Raw genomic sequence first — 16,953 nt, forward strand, 5'->3', positions numbered from 1 at the left:
GCGTTAACGAGGTTCAGCCGCAATGGCCGACAAGAACGAACGCGCGATCAAAGTGGTCGCGGAGAACCGCAAGGCGCGGTTCAACTACGCAATCGAAGACACGATCGAGGCGGGCATCTCGCTGACCGGCACCGAGGTCAAGTCGGTCCGCAGCGGCAAGTCGACGATCGCCGAATCCTATGCGGATTCCCGCGGCGGGGAGATCTGGCTGATCAATGCCAATATCCCGGAATATCTGCAGGCCAACCGCTTCAACCACGAGCCAAAGCGGCCGCGCAAGCTGCTGCTGCACCGAAAGCAGATCAACAAGCTGATGGGCGCGGTCGAGCGTCAGGGTATGACTCTCATTCCGCTGAAGCTGTACTTCAACGAGAAGGGCCGCGCCAAGTTGCTGCTGGCGCTGGCCAAGGGCAAGCAGCTGCACGACAAGCGCGAAACCGAAAAGAAGCGCGACTGGAGTCGCGAGAAAGGCCGGCTGTTGCGCGCGCGCGGCTGATGCGACGTGATTTGGTTCGCAAGAGGAATGCGTATCAGTCCACAATTGGATAGCTTCGGTTCTGAGCTTGTCGGAATCGCGAATGATCCAGCTCGACCGTGGGGAGCAGAAGCATGAATCAAGGCCACCTGACCGACGTCGACTGGACCCTGATCCCTGCGCCGACCGATGACGGGGGCGCAGCGCATCTTCCCGGGCAGATGCTGCCTTCGATTGCATTGCCGGCGACAGACGGCAGCAACGTCGATCTGTCGGCGCTGCACGGCCGGACCGTCGTATTCGGCTATCCGCGGACCGGCCAACCCGGCAAGATCGCGCCGGTTGACGGTTGGGACATGATCCCCGGCGCGCGGGGCTGCACGCCGCAGACTTGCTCGTTCCGCGATCTGTTCGCCGAGCTGAAAGCCGCCGGCGCGGCTCAGGTGTTCGGGCTGTCGACCCAAGGCACCGACTATCAGTCCGAAATGGCGACGCGGCTGCATCTGCCGTTTCCGGTGCTGTCGGACGAGAAGCTGGCGCTGAGCAGGGCGCTCAATCTGCCGACGATGCGCGTCGCCGGGCTCACTTTGCTCAAGCGGATGGCGATGATCATCGATGACGGCCACATCACCCACATATTCTATCCGGTGTTTCCGCCGGATCGAAATGCCGGCGACGTGCTGGCCTGGCTGCGGGCCAATCCGCGCTGAGGCTTCGCCGCGAGCTTCAAGGCTTTGCCACGCGGGTTCATCATGCTGAGGTGCTCGCCGCGGGCGAACCTCGAAGCAAGCGACCGGCGGGCCGAAGCCCGGCGCGCGGCCATCCTTCGAGGCGCGCGACGGCTAGTTCGGCTGGTCCAGATCGGCGCGAACGCGGGCGAACACCGCGTGGAACATCTTCGGGGTGAGCACGCCGGTGTTCGTGTTGTAGCGTGAGCAGTGATAGCTGTCGTACAGCCGCAGCGCGCCGGCCTGGTGGACCGCGCCGTGCCCGAACGGCGCTTGCGATGCTCGAAGGCCGACGGCTTTCAACGTCGAGTCGTGCGCGATGCGGCCGAGCAGCACCAGCGCGCGCAGCTTCGGCATGGTTTCGATCGTCGTCGCGAGAAACCGCCGGCAGGTGTTGATCTCGATAGGGAGGGGCTTGTTCTGCGGCGGCACGCAGCGCACCGCATTGCTGATCCGGCAGCGGACCAGCCGCAGCCCGTCGTCCGGCCGGGCCTCGTAGTTGCCCTTGGCGAAGCCATACTCGATCAACGTCGCGTAGAGCAGGTCGCCGGCGTAATCGCCGGTGAATGGCCGGCCGGTTCGGTTGGCGCCCTGCAAGCCCGGCGCGAGCCCGACGATCAGTAGCGTTGCGTCGTCATCGCCGAACGAGGGCACCGGCGCATTGTGCCAGAGGGGCTCACGCAGCCGCTGCTCGCGGCGGAATGCCGCGAGCCTCGGACAGTCTGGGCAATCACGATCGGGTTCGGCGATTGGACGAGATACCGCGGCGAGGGGGCCGCGCGTTGCAGTCATGTCAGTCTTCGAAATCGTCGTCCGCGCCCCTCGGCGCCATCGCCACCGAACGCTGCAGGAATTGCGGTGCATGACGCGGTTCGCGCGGCGGCGGCCGATCGGCCGGATCACGACCGATCTTGGACTGCAGTTCGACCAGGTCGGTGAAGGTGTCGGCCTGACGGCGCAACTCGTCGGCGATCATCGGCGGCTGGCTGGAGATCGTCGAGATCACCGTGACACGGACGCCGCGACGCTGCACTGCCTCGACCAGCGACCGAAAGTCGCCGTCACCGGAGAACAGAACCATCTGGTCAATGTGCTCGGCCAATTCCATGGCGTCGACCGCGAGCTCGATATCCATGTTGCCCTTGACCTTGCGACGGCCGCTGGCATCGATGAACTCCTTGGTCGCCTTGGTGACCACGGTGTAGCCATTGTAGTCGAGCCAGTCGATCAGAGGACGAATCGAAGAGTATTCCTGATCCTCGATGATGGCGGTGTAGTAGAAGGCGCGGATCAAAGTCCCGCGACTCTGGAATTCCTTGAGCAGTCGTTTGTAATCGATATCGAAACCAAGGGTTTTTGCAGTCGCATAAAGATTGGCGCCATCGATAAACAGCGCGATTTTGTTGCTCGCAGAGGTGGACATCCAGATCTCTCGTTTTTCAGTCGTTAGGTTTTTGGCGCGACAGAAATGGTCGCGCATTAAAGTCAATTTGCACGAATAGCCGTCGGCTTTGGCAGCCGGCACAATCTTCAACCGCACGAAGCATCGACCGGTATTCTATACTTTTCTTTCTGAAAAGAAGCCTTTTCTTGTCATATCCGTGTTTGTCCCAGTGATTGGTTGCGCCCATCGCCGGACTTTTGGTGCATTATCAGAGTGTGGGTTCACGGCCAAATGACAATTTGGTTCTTGCGCATCGCGTCAACCCCCTATACCTACGGCCGATAACCCGCATTTTGGTCCTTTTGAACGGAGCGACTGGCGATGGCGCGCGTCACCGTGGAAGATTGTATTGATAAGGTCGACAACCGGTTCGACCTGGTCCTGCTGGCGGCGCACCGTGCGCGGATGATTTCGTCGGGTTCGCAGCTCACAATCGACCGTGACAACGACAAGAATCCCGTTGTTTCGCTGCGTGAAATCGCCGAGCAGACGGTGTCTCCCGAAGATCTCAGGGAAGAGCTGGTGCACTCCCTGCAAAAGTTCGTCGAAGTCGACGAGCCGGAGCAGGACACCGTTCCTCTCATCGGGTCGGTTGGCGCCAGTGTCGACGCAGACGATACCGAGGTCGCGCTGGAGCGCATGACCGAGGAAGAGCTCCTGAAGGGCCTGGAAGGCCTCGCGCCGCCGGAAGAGCAGCCCGAGGAAGACGAGTAACGCTCGTCTCCTTTCACGTCAGACGTTACGAAACAGCTTCGCGGCCCGGATCAGTCCGGGCCGTTTGGTTTTTGCCGCGAGAGATCCTTGCGATCGATCAAACCTTTGCCACATGGCTGGTTTTCGCGATCGTCCATCTTCCCATCATGGCAAAAGCCTCTACTGTTGGCGGCTCGGATTTCCAGCAGATCTGAAGCAATTCACCAGTGACATTTGCGGCGCATTGCGCCGCAATCGAGGTTCGCAATATGGCGCCAGGACGCCGCATTCCGAGGCAGATGGAGGCCATGGCCGATTCGGCAGCAACTGTGGCAGGGCCAGCTTCGGCGCAGCCGAAGCCGCGTGGAACGCGGGCCCGAATGATGCGACAATATGACCTCGTCGAGCGGGTCCGGAGTTACAATCCGAATACCGACGAGGACATGCTCAACCGCGCCTATGTCTACGCGATGATGGCGCATGGCGAGCAGACTCGCGCCTCAGGCGACCCATACTTCTCGCATCCGCTCGAAGTCGCCGCGATTCTCACCAACCTGAAGCTCGACGACGCGACCATCGTCGCAGCGCTGCTGCATGACACGATCGAAGACACCGAGGCGACCCGGACCGAGATCGACAAGCTGTTCGGCCATGAGATCGGCGCGCTGGTCGAGGGCCTCACCAAGCTGAAGCGACTCGAGCTCGTGTCGCGCGAGGCCAAGCAGGCGGAGAATCTCCGCAAGCTGCTGCTGGCGATCGCCGACGACGTCCGCGTGCTGCTGATCAAGCTCGCCGATCGCCTGCACAACATGCGGACGCTGGACTTCGTGCCGCCCGCATCGCGCCAACGGATCGCCGAGGAAACTCTCGATATCTACGCGCCGCTCGCCGGCCGCATGGGTATGCAGGAGATGCGAGAGGAGCTGGAGGATCTGTCGTTCCGAACGCTCGATCCTGAAGCCTTCACGGTGGTGATGCAGCGGCTCGATGCGCTCGCCGAACGCAACCGCAATCTGATCGGCGAGATCGAAACCCAGCTCTCCGCCAACCTCGGCAAGAATGGCATCACCGCGGAAGTGACCGGCCGGCGCAAGCGGCCGTTTTCGATCTGGACCAAGATGGAGCGCAAGTCGGTCGGCTTCGAGCAGCTCTCGGACATTTACGGCTTTCGCGTCGTGCTGAATGACGTCGAGGCCTGCTACCGCGCGCTCGGCGTGGTGCATACGACCTGGCCGATGGTGCCGGGACGGTTCAAGGATTACATCTCGACGCCGAAGCAGAACGACTATCGCTCGCTGCACACCACGGTGATCGGCCCGGGCCAGCAGCGCGTCGAGCTGCAGTTCCGTACACAGGACATGAACCAGATCGCGGAATACGGCATCGCGGCGCACGCCTTCTACAAGGACGGCGTCGGCTCGCCGACCGAATTGCTCAACCGCGAATCCAATGCCTTCGCCTGGCTGCGTCACACCATCGAGATGTTGTCGGAGAGTTCGAACCCGGAAGAATTCCTCGAGCATACCAAGCTCGAACTGTTCCACGATCAGGTGTTCTGCTTCACGCCGAAGGGCAAGCTGATCGCGCTGCCGCGCGCCGCCAACGTCATCGACTTCGCCTATGCGGTGCACACCGACGTCGGCAACAGTGCGGTCGGCTGCAAGATCAACGGCAAGTTCGCGCCGCTGTCGTCGGAGCTCCAGAACGGCGACGAGGTCGAAGTGCTGACGTCGAGCGTGCAATCGGCGCCGCCGGCGGCGTGGGAGTCGCTGGCGAGAACCGGTAAGGCGCGCGCAGCGATCCGTCGTGCCACCCGCACCGCGATGCGCGATCAATATGCGGGTCTCGGCCGCCGCATCGTCGAGCGCCTGTTCGCACGCGCCAAGATCGAATACGCCGACGACAAGCTGAAGGGCGCGTTGCCGCGGCTGGCGCGGGCCTCGATCGAGGACGTGATGGCCTCGGTCGGCCGTGGCGAAATGAAAGCATCCGACGTCGCCCGTGCGATGTATCCCGACTACAAGGAAGAGCGCACCGCGCGGTTCGGCGGCAAGAAGCCGGACAAACCCGTGACGAGATCCGCTGCGGAGCCGGGCAAGATCGGCGCTGCGATCCCGATCGGCGGCATCCACTCGGGACTGCCGGTGAAATTCGCACCGAACGGCGGCGCCGTGCCGGGCGATCGCATTATCGGGATCGTCACGCCGGGCGAGGGCATCACCATCTATCCGATCCATTCACCGGCCTTGAAGGATTTCGAGGAGATGCCGGAGCGCTGGCTCGACGTGAAATGGGACATCGACGAGACCACGCCGCAACGCTTCCCCGCGCGGCTGTTCTTGCAGAATGTCAACGAGCCTGGCAGCCTCGCGCAGATCGCCAGCGTGATCGCCGAGCATGACGGCAATATCGACAACATCAATATGAGCCGCCGCTCGCCGGACTTCACCGAACTCACCATCGATCTCGAGGTCTACGACCTCAAGCATCTCAGTGCGATCATCGCCCAGCTCCGCGCCAAGGCGGTCGTGGCCCACGTCGAGCGCGTCAATGGATAGCATTCGGTCGCTGAGCTTTCCGTAACTACGTCGCTCCGCTAATACGTCGTTCCGCAAGTACGTCCCGCAGGTCCAACATGCCGAAAACTCCTCCTCTGCGTCTCGGGGTCAACATCGATCACATCGCGACCGTGCGTAACGCGCGCGGCGGTCGCCATCCCGATCCGGTGCGCGCTGCATTGGCCGCGATCGAGGCCGGCGCCGACGGCATCACCGCGCATTTGCGTGAGGATCGCCGGCACATCCGCGACAACGACATGGAGCGGCTCAAGGCCGAGATCTCGAAGCCGCTCAATTTCGAGATGGCGGCGACGCCGGACATGGTCCGCATCGCGCTCGGCATCAAGCCTCACGCGGTTTGCCTGGTGCCCGAGCGGCGCGAGGAGCTCACCACGGAAGGCGGCCTCGACGTTGTCGGCCAACGCGAGTCGCTGGCGCCTTCGATTGCGCGGTTCAACGACGCGGGCATTCGGGTGTCGCTGTTCATCGCCGCCGATCCGGCGCAGATCGAGATGGCCGCGAGGCTGAAAGCGCCGGCGATCGAAATCCACACCGGCGCCTGGTGCGACGCGATCACCGATGACGAGCCGGCGAAGGCGGCCGAGGAGTGGCGGCGGATCGTCGCCGGCGCCGCGCTCGCGCAAGCGGCCGGGCTCGAAGTCCACGCCGGCCACGGCCTCGACTACGCCACGGCCGAAACAATCGCGGCGCTGCCGCAGATCGTCGAGCTCAACATCGGCTTCTACATGATCGGCGAGGCGCTGTTCGTCGGCCTCGGCGAGACCGTCAAGGCGATGCGGGTGACGATGGACCGCGGCCGCGCACGGGTGATCGCAGCATGATCATCGGCATCGGCTCGGACCTGATCGACATCACCCGCATCGCCAAGGTGATCGAACGACACGGCGAGCGGTTTCTCGACCGGATCTTCACCGAAACCGAGCGGGCGAGGGCCGGGCGGCGCGATAAGCAGCCGAATTTGGTGGCCGCTACCTATGCCAAGCGGTTCGCCGCCAAGGAGGCCTGCTCCAAGGCGCTCGGAACCGGGATCCGCCAGGGCGTCTGGTGGCGCGACATGGGAGTGGTCAATCTGCCGGGCGGCCGTCCGACCATGGCGCTGACCGGCGGCGCGAAAGCTCGGCTCGATGCCCTGACGCCGGCCGGGATGATCGCCCAGATCGACCTCTCGATTACCGACGAATGGCCGCTGGCGCAGGCCTTCGTGGTCATTTCGGCGATTCCTGCGACGGCATCCTGACGGCTGCCGCAGCGCCCCCGCGGAACGGAAAAGGCGCTGATTCGTCATAGCATTAGCTAGTTTTGTCTGGACGGTTGATTGCGCGCTTCGCGACAACGGTCTACAACCGCGCGGAACCCCTTCGCGGGTCGAATCTATGGCGAGCGGCGCCTTCACTTCGGGCCGTTCCTGCCAAATTGAGCTTCTCATCGCGAAGCGGATCCGCTTCACCTGAGAATAGTCGTCCACCGCGCGGCATTCGCGACGGGAATCGGGAAAGCGATGAGCGTGACATCCGGTACGAAATCTGAGAGCGGCATCGGCGAAACGATCCGCGTCGTCATCCATGCCCTCATCATCGCGCTGGTGATCCGGACGTTCCTGTTCCAGCCCTTCAACATTCCGTCGGGCTCGATGAAGGCGACATTGCTGGTCGGCGACTATCTGTTCGTGTCGAAATACTCCTACGGCTACAGCCACTATTCGATTCCACTCTCGCCGCCGATCTTCTCCGGCCGGATCTTCGGCTCCGAGCCGAACCGCGGCGACGTCGTGGTGTTCCGGCTGCCGAAGGACGACTCCACGGACTACATCAAGCGCGTGATCGGAATGCCGGGGGACCGCATCCAGATGCGCGAAGGGCTGCTCTACATCAACGACAAGCCGGTCGTTCGCGAGCGGCTGCCCGATTATGTCGGCGAAGATCCGTGCGGCTCGGATGCCACCGCGCGCGTCAAACGCTGGAAGGAGACGCTGCCGAACAACGTCACCTATGAAACGCTGGATTGCGTCGACAACGGCTTCTACGACAACACCAACGTCTACACCGTGCCGTCCGGACACTTCTTCATGATGGGCGACAATCGCGACAATTCCACGGACAGCCGCGTGTTGTCGGCGGTCGGCTATGTTCCGTTCGAGAACATCATCGGCCGCGCCCAGATGATCTTCTTCTCCATCGCCGAAGGCGAGCACGCTTGGCAGATCTGGCGCTGGCCGACCGCGGTCCGCTGGAGCCGAATCTTCTCGATCGTGCGATGATTGTGGACGTGACAGACATCGACAGTTCGTCGACCGCGACAGACCCGACTCCGCCGCCGCCGACAGGAGAGCAGCCTGCAGGCCGCAAGCGGCGTAGCAAGTCGAAGGCGAAGGCGACAGCGGAGGTGATCGAGCAACGGATCGGACATACCTTCGCCGACCCGTCGTTGCTGAACACTGCGTTGACCCACGTCTCGGCGCTGAAATCGGCGCGCAATCGCGCCGATAGCTATCAGCGGCTGGAGTTTCTCGGCGACCATGTTCTCGGCCTGGTGGTGTCGGACATGCTGTACCGCGCTTTTCCGAATGCCGACGAAGGCGAGTTGTCGAAGCGGCTCGCGGACCTCGTGCGCAAGGAGACGTGCGCGGACATCGCGCGCAGTCTCGATTTGCTCGATGGCATCAAGCTCGGCACAGTCGGCGCGGGCGCCGGCGCGCGGCTGCGCAAATCCGTACTCGGAGACATCTGCGAGGCTGTGATCGGCGCGGTGTTTCTCGACGGCGGCTATCCGGCCGCGGCGGATTTCGTGCAGCGCAACTGGACCGAGCGAATGCGCAAGCCGGCGCGCTCGCTACGCGACCCCAAGACCGTGTTGCAGGAATGGGCGCAGGGCAAGGGGCTTCCAACGCCAATGTATCGCGAAGTCGAACGAACCGGTCCTCACCACGATCCGCAATTCCGCGTCGCCGTCAGCCTGCCGGGGTTAGAGCCCGCGGAAGGCGTCGGCGGCAGCAAACGCGCGGCCGAAAAGGTCGCAGCTTCGGTAATGCTGGCCCGCGAGGGCGTTAGCACTGGCGGCAACGATGCCTGAAACCACTGACGCGGCTCCGGCCGCCACCCGCTGCGGCTTCGTCGCGCTGATCGGCGCTCCGAATGTCGGCAAATCCACGCTGGTCAACGCGCTGGTCGGCTCCAAGGTCACCATCGTGTCGCGCAAGGTGCAGACGACGCGCGCCCTGATCCGCGGCATCGTGATCGAAGGCGGCTCGCAGATCGTGCTGGTCGATACGCCCGGCATCTTCGCGCCGAAGCGCCGGCTCGACCGCGCCATGGTCAAGACCGCATGGACAGGCGCGCATGACGCCGATCTGGTGTGCGTGTTGCTCGACGCACGCAGCGGCCTCGATGAAGAAGCCGAGACGATCTTCGGTAACCTCGCGAATGTCGGCCATCCGAAGGTGCTGGTCATCAACAAGATCGATCTGGTGCCGCGCGAAAAGTTGCTGGCGCTGACGCAAACGGCCAACCAACGGCTGCACTTCGACGAGACGTTCATGGTGTCGGCGTTGTCCGGAGACGGCGTCGACGATCTGCGCCGCGGATTGGCCGCGCGGGTTCCGGCGGGTCCGTTTCACTATCCTGAAGATCAGATGTCGGACGCGCCGCTGCGCCATCTCGCGGCCGAGATCACCCGCGAGAAGATCTTCCGCAAGCTGCATCAGGAACTGCCGTATCAGTCGACGGTCGAGACCGATAGTTGGACTGATCGAAAGGACGGCTCGGTGCGGATCGAGCAAACGGTCTTTGTCGAACGCGAAAGCCAGCGCAAGATCGTTCTCGGCAAGGGCGGCGCCACCATAAAGTCGATCGGCGCCGAGGCCCGCAAGGAGATCGGCGAGATCCTCGAGCAGACGGTCCACCTGTTCCTGTTCGTGAAGGTGCGCGAGAACTGGGAGAACGACCCGGACCGCTACCGCGAAATGGGCCTCGAATTTCCGAAGGAATAGCGGCGCCGCGATGAGCGTTCCCAAGAATGTGTACTGGTTCGAGGTTCTGCTGCTGGTTTCGCTGATGCTCGATTGCATCTCCGTGGCGTTCCAGGACCGCACGATGGACGCCGAGTTGTCTTCCTCCGTCGTGGCCGCCGCCAACACCATCGCGGCCGGGCTGATCATGCTGCTGGCCTATCTGGTCTGGCTCGCTGCTCATGGCCGCAAGAACTGGGCGCGGGCTGTGCTGACGGCGTCGCTGGTGTTCTCGGTCGTGGCGCTGGCGCAGATCGTCGGCGACAGCGGGCTCGATGCCGGCCTGTTGATTGATATCGTCTCCTGTGCCTTGACCGGAGCGGGGATCTACCTGTCCTACACCGGCGACGCTCGCGGCTGGTTCACCGGATAGCGCCGCAGCCGCGGCTGCGCGCGGACCAGAAAGCTTGTACGATTCGCAGATGGAGTGGAGCGACGAAGGGATCATTCTCGGGGTGCGGCGGCACGGAGAGGCCGGCGCGATCGTCGAGCTTTTGACCCGCAGCCATGGCCGTCATCTGGGCCTGGTGCGCGGCGGCGCGTCGTCGCGGATGCGGCCGTTGCTTCAGCCGGGCAACAGTGTGCTCGCGGTGTGGCGGGCGCGGCTCGACGAACATCTGGGATACTACCAGCTCGAAGGCACGCGGATGCGCGCCGCGACCATGCTGGCGTCCTCGCACGCGGTCTATGGCGTCACCCATCTCGCCTCGCTGGCGCGGCTGCTGCCGGAGCGCGACCCGCACGAAGACATCTACGAGATGCTGGAGCGCACGCTGGACGATTTCGACGACGTCGGCGACGCGGCGACGCATCTGATCCGGTTCGAACTGGCGATGCTGGCCGAGCTCGGCTTCGGCCTCGATCTGTCGGCCTGCGCGGCGACAGGTGCGACGGTGGAGCTGATCTATGTCTCCCCGAAATCCGGCAGCGCCGTGTCGCGCGCCGCCGGCGAGCCGTGGCGCGACAAGCTGCTGCGGCTGCCGGCGTTCCTGCGCGACGACAATGACGGCCGCAACGGCTGGTCCGATCAGGATCTGCGCGACGGGTTCGACCTGACCGGCCGGTTCCTGCTGCGCAACGTGCTGGAGCCGCGCGGGCAGGGCCATTCCGACGCCCGCGACGGCTTCATCAACGCGGTGACGCGGCATCTGGCGCGGACCGCGATCCCCTGATTCCGCTCCGTCTGCGCTGGTCTGCGCCTCCGGACCGGTGGAGGCTGACGCGGGCTCGCGATTCGTTTCTTGCCCGATTCGCAACCAGAGGCTAACCCGTCGCCATGGGAAAACGACTGATTCCGCCGGAGCCGGCGGAGATTCACGACGTGCAGCTTCGCGAGGCGCTCGAAGAGCGCTACCTCGCTTATGCGCTCTCGACCATCATGCATCGCGCATTGCCGGACGCCCGCGACGGGTTGAAGCCGGTGCATCGCCGCATCCTCTACGGGATGCGGCTGCTGCGGCTCGATCCCGGCACGCCATTCAAGAAATCCGCCAAGATCGTCGGCGACGTGATGGGTTCGTTCCATCCGCATGGCGACCAGTCGATCTACGACGCGCTGGTGCGGCTCGCTCAGGACTTCTCGTCGCGCTATCCGCTGGTCGACGGCCAAGGCAATTTCGGCAATATCGACGGCGATAATCCGGCCGCCTATCGCTACACCGAAGCGCGCATGACCGACGTCGCGCGGCTTCTGCTCGACGGCATCGATGAGGACGGCGTTGCGTTCCGGCCCAACTACGATGGCCAGTCGAAAGAGCCGATGGTGCTGCCCGGAGGCTTCCCGAATTTGCTCGCCAACGGTGCGCAGGGCATCGCGGTCGGCATGGCGACGGCGATCCCGCCGCACAACGCCGCCGAACTCTGCGACGCCGCGCTGCATCTGATCGAAAAGCCGGACGCCAAATCGAAGGCGCTGCTGCGCTTCGTCAAGGGACCGGACTTCCCGACCGGCGGCATCGTCATCGACTCCAAGGAGAGCATCGCCGAGGCCTATACGACGGGCCGCGGCGCATTCCGCACCCGCGCCAAATGGGCGCAGGAAGAGGGCGCGCGCGGCACCTGGGCGGTGGTGGTCACCGAGATTCCGTGGCTCGTGCAGAAATCTCGACTGATCGAAAAGATCGCCGAACTCCTCAACGAGAAGAAGCTGCCGCTGGTCGGCGATATCCGCGACGAATCCGCTGAGGACGTCCGCGTCGTGATCGAGCCGAAGTCGCGCACGGTCGATCCCGAACTGATGATGGAGTCGCTGTTCCGGCTGACCGAGCTCGAGAGCCGCATCCCGCTCAATCTCAACGTGCTGGTCAAAGGCCGCATCCCCAAGGTGCTCGGCCTCGCCGAGTGCCTGCGCGAATGGCTGGACCACCTGCGCGACGTGTTGCTGCGCCGCTCGAACTATCGCAAGGCGCAGATCGAGCACCGGCTGGAAGTGCTCGGCGGCTACCTGATCGCCTATCTGAACATCGACAAGGTGATCAAGATCATCCGCAACGAGGACGAGCCCAAGCCCGTCCTGATGAAGACCTTCAGTCTCACCGACATCCAGGCCGAAGCGATCCTCAACATGCGGCTGCGCAGCTTGCGCAAGCTCGAGGAATTCGAGATCCGCACCGAGGACAAGAACCTCCGCGCGGAGCTCAAGGGCATCAACGCGATTCTGAAATCCGAGACCGAGCAGTGGGCCAAGGTCGGCGAGCAGGTCCGCAAGGTGCGCGAGATTTTCGGACCGAAGACGCCGCTCGGCAAGCGCCGCACGCAGTTCGCGGACGCGCCCGAGCATGATCTGGCGGCGATCGAGGAGGCCTTCGTCGAGCGCGAGCCGGTCACTGTCGTGATCTCCGACAAGGGTTGGGTGCGCACGCTGAAAGGCCATGTCGAAGATCTGTCGGGGTTGAACTTCAAGCAGGACGACAGGCTCGGGCAATCGTTCTTCGCAGAAACCACCTCGAAGCTGCTTCTGCTGGCGACCAACGGTCGCTTCTACTCGCTCGACGTCGCCAAGCTGCCGGGCGGCCGCGGGCACGGCGAGCCGATCCGGATGTTCATCGACATGGAGCAGGACGCCGCGATCGTCGCGGTGTTCGTGTACAAGGGCGGCCGCAAATTCCTGATCGCCAGCCATGACGGCCAGGGCTTCATCGTCGGCGAGGATGATTGCGTCGGCACCACCCGCAAGGGCAAGCAGATCATCAATGTCGACATGCCGAACGAGGCGAGGGCGCTGACCGTCGTCGGCGAAGGCAGCGACAGTGTCGCGGTGATCGGCGAGAACCGGAAGATGCTGATCTTCCCGATGGATCAGGTGCCGGAAATGACCCGTGGCCGCGGCGTGCGGCTGCAGAAGTACAAGGACGGCGGCCTGTCCGACATCGCCACTTTCGTGTCCAAGCAGGGTCTGAGCTGGCGCGATTCCGCCGGACGCGAGTTCAGCGCGACCATGAAGGACTTGGCCGAGTGGCGCGGCAATCGCGCCGACGCCGGCCGGTTGCCGCCGAAGGGCTTCCCGAAGTCGAACAAATTCGGCCGCGGCATCGAGTGATCGCGGCGCCAGCGGCGTGATCACTCTTTAGGGCATTGGCTGTTTTGAACTTCGGCTATTTGGAATGTGGAGCGCTCGCCGGCGGCGGAACGAGGGTGGGATGCCGGTTCGGCTTTAGCGTACCGACATAGAACGACAGACCGCCGACCAGCACGACGCAGAGAAAATAGACGACGTAGGATTGCGGGGGCGTGATCGCCCAGCGCAGCAGGCCGCCGAAGGATATGGGCTGGTCGGGCTGGTTTTGCATGGCCGCTGTTGTGCGCAAAAAAGCGCCTCGAGGAAAGCGCAATGGCGTCGGTGAAAACTGCGCGCGAATGAGCGTTCGTCGCTCAAGCAACTCAGGGCCCCTCGCAATCGTTGTTGCGGATCATTGAACTGCACCGGCGGGTTTACCACCATGTTCGGACGAATCGCGGGTCAAATGGAAGGATAGGTATTCAGTTGCAGTTGCAAGTCACTTGCAAAAAGGATCAGAATCATCCAGTCTGATGGGATGGACGCGCGAACGCCTCGACCGAGCCCGGATCCGCCGCTGCTGCCGCCTGAGGCTGCACCGGGCGGGTGGCGCTCGGCTCGCAGCGAGCCGTCGCTGTCGGGCATGTTCGGCTCCGTCCCGACCCGGGCGAGCGGCTCGTTCGGACGCAAGCTGATCGCCTTTCTCGGCCCCGGCTATCTGGTCGCGGTCGGCTATATGGACCCCGGCAACTGGGCCACGTCGCTCGCCGGCGGCTCGAAGTTCGGCTACGCGCTGCTGACCGTCGCTTTGGTCTCCAACATCATGGCGATCATCTTGCAGTCGCTGTGTACGCGGCTCGGGGTCGGCGCCGGACGCGATCTCGCCCAGGCTTGCCGCGACGCCTATCCGAAATGGGCGTCCTGGCCGCTATGGCTCACGGCGGAAATCGCGATCACCGCGACCGATCTCGCCGAGGTGATCGGCACCGCGATCGGGCTCAACCTGCTATTCGGCATTCCGCTCGAACTCGGCGTCATCATTACGGCTGCCGACGTGTTCCTGATCCTGGCGCTGCAGGCGTTCGGCTTCCGCTGGATCGAGGCTTTCGTGGTCGCGCTGCTCGGCGTGATCGCGGCCTGCTTCGCGATCCAGATCGCGATGGCCGATCCGGATTGGGGCGCGGTGATCCGCGGCTTCGCACCGACCACACAGATCCTGCGCAATCCGGAGATGCTGTATCTGGCGCTCGGCATCCTCGGCGCCACGGTGATGCCGCATAATCTGTACCTGCATTCCGGACTGGTGCAGACCCGCGGCTATCGCGACGATGTCGCGTCGAAGCGCGAAGCCATCAAGCTCGCGACCATCGACTCGACGCTGGCGCTGTGCCTTGCGCTGACCATCAACGCCTCGATCCTGATCCTCGCGGCGGCGACCTTCCACCACGCCGGCAAGACCGACATCGCCGAACTCGATCAGGCGCACGCCTTCCTCGCGCCGCTGCTCGGCTCGACGCTGGCGCCGACGCTGTTCGGCATCGCGCTGCTCTGCTGCGGCCTCAACTCGACGATCACCGCGACGCTGGCGGGGCAGATCGTGATGGAAGGCTTCATCGAGATCAAGATCGCGCCGTGGCTGCGCCGGATGGTGACGCGGATGATCGCGATCGTGCCGGCTGTCGGCGTGACGCTGTGGGCGGGCGAGAAAGCGACCGGCCAGTTGCTGATCCTCAGTCAGGTGGTGCTGAGCCTGCAGCTGCCGTTTGCCGTGGTGCCGCTGGTGCTGTTCACCGCAAGCCGGGCCAAGATGGGCGTATTCGTCGCGCCGCGCTGGCTGACAGCCGCTGCGGTCGTGATCGCCGTCATCATCATCGCGCTGAATATGAAGCTGGTCTACGACTTCGCCACCGGCGGGTCGTGACACTGTGCACATCGTCATCCTTGAGGCTCGCTTCGCTCGCACTTCAGGATGACGCCGCGCAAATGCGCAGCGAGCGAAATTGATTGGTATCAGTCCTGCGGCTCGGGATACTCGCCCGATGCATCGACCCGGATCCAGCCGCTCGGCGCGAGCCGCTGTTGCGGCAGATAGCGGCCCTTGTAGTCCATCTTCTTCGAGCCTTCGATCCAGTAGCCGAGATAGACGTAAGGCAGGCCGAGCCGGCGGGCGCGGGCGATGTGATCGAGGATCATGAAGGTGCCGAGCGATCGGTTTTGTTCGCCGGGCTCGTAGAACGAGTACACCATCGACAGCCCGTCATTGAGCACGTCGGTCAGCGCCGCCGCGACCAGATCGCCGCCGCGGCCGGTGATGCCGGTGTCGAGGGTGCGCTTGCGATATTCGATGATCCGGGTCTCGACGTGGCTGTCCTCCACCATCATCGCGTAGTCCAGAACAGTCATGTCGGCCATGCCGCCATGACGATGGCGCTGGTCGAGATAGGCGCGGAACACGGAATATTGCTCGGAGGTCGGCACCGGATTGCGCTGCTCGCCGACGATGTCGGCATTGCGGGCAAGAATTTTGCGCTGGTTGCGCGAGGCCCGGAATTCGTTGGCGATCACCCGGACCGAGACGCAGGACCGGCACTGGTCGCAGGCCGGCCGGTAGGCGATCGACTGGCTGCGCCGGAAGCCGCCGTGGGTGAGAAGGTCGTTGAGCTCGCCGGCCTTGTTGCCGACCAGATGGGTGAACACCTTGCGCTCGTGCCGGCCCGGCAGATACGGGCATGGCGAGGGGGCCGTCAGATAGAACTGCGGGGTGTCGCGCGAGTGCTGAGTCACGTCGGTCCGTCAACCTCCAACGTGACACAGCATCGCGCCACGGCCGTGTTCGGTCAATCGCCTTTGCGGCTCAATATGAGCGCGCGGTCTGCGGCGCCAGCGCCGTGCTGTTGATAATTACGGTTCCGAGCAAGATGTCGTGCAGCAGCCGGCGGCGGCCGTTGAACAGTCCGACCAGCAGCACCAGCGGGGTGAGCATCGACAGCGACAGCCAGAACAGGAAGGCGTGCACGGCGCCGAGCACGAAATAGCCGGGCTCGCCGGTCCAGGTCGCCATCTCGATGCCGAGCGCCCGCATCCCGATCGTCGCTGAATGCGGCCCGCCGAGCGAAGCGCCGTAGTAGATCAGCGCCCAGATCACCGAGGCCGGCGACACGATCCAGAACAGCGTCCAGCCCAGGCCCAGCGTGATCACGCCAAACACCGTGATGAAGACGATTGCGAGCACCACCGGGATCGAGAGCACAACCAGATCGATCAGGAAGGCGAATACGCGCTTGCTAAGCACGCCCTGGAACAGCTCGGGATTGCGCCAGGGATCGAAGGCATCCGACCGCCCGTCGTCTTCACCGCCGCTCCAGCCGGCATTTCCACGCGCACCAGGCCCGTTCGAACCGTCGTCAGACATGACCCTTGCTCCCCGCTAGGAAAACGACAACGCCGTTCGACATGGCGACGGCCCGCACACCTTGCAAGGCCGTCACAACATTACAAAGCAGCAATCGACCGCGGGAAACCGGACGCGGGAAGC

The 16,953-nt window shown here is 63.9% G+C and carries 19 protein-coding genes; 13 read left to right on the forward strand and 6 right to left on the reverse strand.

Annotated elements, in window-relative coordinates; all coding sequences use genetic code 11:
- Positions 1-22 precede the first annotated feature (22 nt).
- Positions 23-496 carry an SsrA-binding protein SmpB gene (gene smpB, locus BMY71_RS11520; RefSeq protein ID WP_011503048.1) on the forward strand — a complete coding sequence of 158 codons (474 nt, stop codon included), beginning with the start codon at positions 23-25 and terminating at the stop codon, positions 494-496.
- Between the two features lie 113 nt (positions 497-609).
- Positions 610-1,185 carry a peroxiredoxin gene (locus BMY71_RS11525; protein WP_092683866.1) on the forward strand — a complete coding sequence of 192 codons (576 nt, stop codon included), beginning with the start codon at positions 610-612 and terminating at the stop codon, positions 1,183-1,185.
- 132 nt (positions 1,186-1,317) lie between these two features.
- On the opposite strand, the gene BMY71_RS11530 is transcribed toward BMY71_RS11525, so the two are convergent.
- Together BMY71_RS11530 and BMY71_RS11535 are read right to left on the reverse strand one after the other, a co-directional pair.
- Positions 1,318-1,995 carry a uracil-DNA glycosylase gene (locus tag BMY71_RS11530; protein WP_092683868.1) on the reverse strand — a complete coding sequence of 226 codons (678 nt, stop codon included), beginning with the start codon at positions 1,993-1,995 and terminating at the stop codon, positions 1,318-1,320.
- Position 1,996: 1 nt separating this feature from the next.
- Positions 1,997-2,626, reverse strand: a complete 630-nt coding sequence (locus BMY71_RS11535; RefSeq protein ID WP_041805325.1) for a LabA-like NYN domain-containing protein — start codon at positions 2,624-2,626, stop codon at positions 1,997-1,999.
- A 342-nt stretch (positions 2,627-2,968) separates the two neighbouring features.
- On the opposite strand from BMY71_RS11535, the gene rpoZ reads away from it, so the two are divergent.
- The 10 genes from rpoZ (at position 2,969) to parC (ending at position 13,460) form a co-directional block, all read left to right on the forward strand.
- Positions 2,969-3,361, forward strand: a complete 393-nt coding sequence (gene rpoZ / locus BMY71_RS11540; RefSeq protein WP_011503052.1) for a DNA-directed RNA polymerase subunit omega — start codon at positions 2,969-2,971, stop codon at positions 3,359-3,361.
- Between the two features lie 248 nt (positions 3,362-3,609).
- Positions 3,610-5,898, forward strand: a complete 2,289-nt coding sequence (locus tag BMY71_RS11545) for a RelA/SpoT family protein (protein WP_011503053.1) — start codon at positions 3,610-3,612, stop codon at positions 5,896-5,898.
- A 77-nt stretch (positions 5,899-5,975) separates the two neighbouring features.
- Entirely contained in the window at positions 5,976-6,740 is a 765-nt protein-coding gene (locus tag BMY71_RS11550) for a pyridoxine 5'-phosphate synthase (RefSeq protein WP_092683870.1), read from the forward strand.
- A complete protein-coding gene (gene acpS / locus BMY71_RS11555) occupies positions 6,737-7,156 on the forward strand; it encodes a holo-ACP synthase (RefSeq protein ID WP_011503055.1) in 420 nt (139 codons plus the stop codon). Before BMY71_RS11550 ends, acpS begins: the two co-directional genes overlap by 4 nt.
- A 261-nt stretch (positions 7,157-7,417) precedes the next feature.
- Positions 7,418-8,176: a signal peptidase I gene (gene lepB / locus BMY71_RS11560; protein ID WP_011503056.1), complete on the forward strand. Its 759-nt coding sequence runs from the start codon at positions 7,418-7,420 to the stop codon at positions 8,174-8,176.
- A complete protein-coding gene (gene rnc / locus BMY71_RS11565; RefSeq protein WP_092684187.1) occupies positions 8,173-8,988 on the forward strand; it encodes a ribonuclease III in 816 nt (271 codons plus the stop codon). Before lepB ends, rnc begins: the two co-directional genes overlap by 4 nt.
- Positions 8,981-9,904, forward strand: a complete 924-nt coding sequence (gene era / locus BMY71_RS11570) for a GTPase Era (protein WP_011503058.1) — start codon at positions 8,981-8,983, stop codon at positions 9,902-9,904. Before rnc ends, era begins: the two co-directional genes overlap by 8 nt.
- A gap of 10 nt (positions 9,905-9,914) precedes the next feature.
- Complete coding sequence (locus tag BMY71_RS11575) at positions 9,915-10,295, forward strand: hypothetical protein (RefSeq protein ID WP_092683872.1); 381 nt, start codon at positions 9,915-9,917, stop codon at positions 10,293-10,295.
- 49 nt (positions 10,296-10,344) lie between these two features.
- A complete protein-coding gene (gene recO / locus BMY71_RS11580; RefSeq protein WP_011503060.1) occupies positions 10,345-11,094 on the forward strand; it encodes a DNA repair protein RecO in 750 nt (249 codons plus the stop codon).
- A 104-nt stretch (positions 11,095-11,198) separates the two neighbouring features.
- On the forward strand, positions 11,199-13,460 hold the full coding sequence (gene parC, locus BMY71_RS11585; protein ID WP_092683874.1) for a DNA topoisomerase IV subunit A: 2,262 nt from the start codon (positions 11,199-11,201) through the stop codon (positions 13,458-13,460).
- A 55-nt stretch (positions 13,461-13,515) separates the two neighbouring features.
- On the opposite strand, the gene BMY71_RS11590 is transcribed toward parC, so the two are convergent.
- The gene (locus BMY71_RS11590) at positions 13,516-13,710 is read right to left on the reverse strand and encodes a hypothetical protein (protein ID WP_092683876.1); all 195 of its coding nucleotides are present in this window, start codon (positions 13,708-13,710) and stop codon (positions 13,516-13,518) included.
- A 170-nt stretch (positions 13,711-13,880) separates the two neighbouring features.
- The gene (locus tag BMY71_RS25255) at positions 13,881-14,063 is read right to left on the reverse strand and encodes a hypothetical protein (protein WP_244526036.1); all 183 of its coding nucleotides are present in this window, start codon (positions 14,061-14,063) and stop codon (positions 13,881-13,883) included.
- Here BMY71_RS25255 and BMY71_RS11595 point away from each other — a divergent pair.
- Positions 14,062-15,339, forward strand: a complete 1,278-nt coding sequence (locus BMY71_RS11595; protein ID WP_244526037.1) for an Nramp family divalent metal transporter — start codon at positions 14,062-14,064, stop codon at positions 15,337-15,339. The genes BMY71_RS25255 and BMY71_RS11595 overlap by 2 nt on opposite strands.
- An 89-nt stretch (positions 15,340-15,428) precedes the next feature.
- On the opposite strand, the gene BMY71_RS11600 is transcribed toward BMY71_RS11595, so the two are convergent.
- Positions 15,429-16,202: an arginyltransferase gene (locus BMY71_RS11600; RefSeq protein WP_011503064.1), complete on the reverse strand. Its 774-nt coding sequence runs from the start codon at positions 16,200-16,202 to the stop codon at positions 15,429-15,431.
- A 70-nt stretch (positions 16,203-16,272) separates the two neighbouring features.
- Positions 16,273-16,830: an RDD family protein gene (locus tag BMY71_RS11605; protein WP_092683878.1), complete on the reverse strand. Its 558-nt coding sequence runs from the start codon at positions 16,828-16,830 to the stop codon at positions 16,273-16,275.
- Between the last annotated feature and the right edge of the window lie 123 nt (positions 16,831-16,953).

This window comes from Rhodopseudomonas pseudopalustris (genome assembly GCF_900110435.1).
GTDB lineage: Bacteria > Pseudomonadota > Alphaproteobacteria > Rhizobiales > Xanthobacteraceae > Rhodopseudomonas > Rhodopseudomonas pseudopalustris.

Bases quoted from the DNA above. Each gene is read 5' to 3' on its own strand.
- smpB (WP_011503048.1), top strand. From the start codon at position 23: ATGGCCGACAAGAACGAACGCGCGATCAAAGTGGTCGCGGAGAACCGC.
- BMY71_RS11525 (WP_092683866.1), top strand. From the start codon at position 610: ATGAATCAAGGCCACCTGACCGACGTCGACTGGACCCTGATCCCTGCG.
- BMY71_RS11530 (WP_092683868.1), bottom strand. From the start codon at position 1,995: ATGACTGCAACGCGCGGCCCCCTCGCCGCGGTATCTCGTCCAATCGCC.
- BMY71_RS11535 (WP_041805325.1), bottom strand. From the start codon at position 2,626: ATGTCCACCTCTGCGAGCAACAAAATCGCGCTGTTTATCGATGGCGCC.
- rpoZ (WP_011503052.1), top strand. From the start codon at position 2,969: ATGGCGCGCGTCACCGTGGAAGATTGTATTGATAAGGTCGACAACCGG.
- BMY71_RS11545 (WP_011503053.1), top strand. From the start codon at position 3,610: ATGGCGCCAGGACGCCGCATTCCGAGGCAGATGGAGGCCATGGCCGAT.
- BMY71_RS11550 (WP_092683870.1), top strand. From the start codon at position 5,976: ATGCCGAAAACTCCTCCTCTGCGTCTCGGGGTCAACATCGATCACATC.
- acpS (WP_011503055.1), top strand. From the start codon at position 6,737: ATGATCATCGGCATCGGCTCGGACCTGATCGACATCACCCGCATCGCC.
- lepB (WP_011503056.1), top strand. From the start codon at position 7,418: ATGAGCGTGACATCCGGTACGAAATCTGAGAGCGGCATCGGCGAAACG.
- rnc (WP_092684187.1), top strand. From the start codon at position 8,173: ATGATTGTGGACGTGACAGACATCGACAGTTCGTCGACCGCGACAGAC.
- era (WP_011503058.1), top strand. From the start codon at position 8,981: ATGCCTGAAACCACTGACGCGGCTCCGGCCGCCACCCGCTGCGGCTTC.
- BMY71_RS11575 (WP_092683872.1), top strand. From the start codon at position 9,915: ATGAGCGTTCCCAAGAATGTGTACTGGTTCGAGGTTCTGCTGCTGGTT.
- recO (WP_011503060.1), top strand. From the start codon at position 10,345: ATGGAGTGGAGCGACGAAGGGATCATTCTCGGGGTGCGGCGGCACGGA.
- parC (WP_092683874.1), top strand. From the start codon at position 11,199: ATGGGAAAACGACTGATTCCGCCGGAGCCGGCGGAGATTCACGACGTG.
- BMY71_RS11590 (WP_092683876.1), bottom strand. From the start codon at position 13,710: ATGCAAAACCAGCCCGACCAGCCCATATCCTTCGGCGGCCTGCTGCGC.
- BMY71_RS11595 (WP_244526037.1), top strand. From the start codon at position 14,062: ATGTTCGGCTCCGTCCCGACCCGGGCGAGCGGCTCGTTCGGACGCAAG.
- BMY71_RS25255 (WP_244526036.1), bottom strand. From the start codon at position 14,063: ATGCCCGACAGCGACGGCTCGCTGCGAGCCGAGCGCCACCCGCCCGGT.
- BMY71_RS11605 (WP_092683878.1), bottom strand. From the start codon at position 16,830: ATGTCTGACGACGGTTCGAACGGGCCTGGTGCGCGTGGAAATGCCGGC.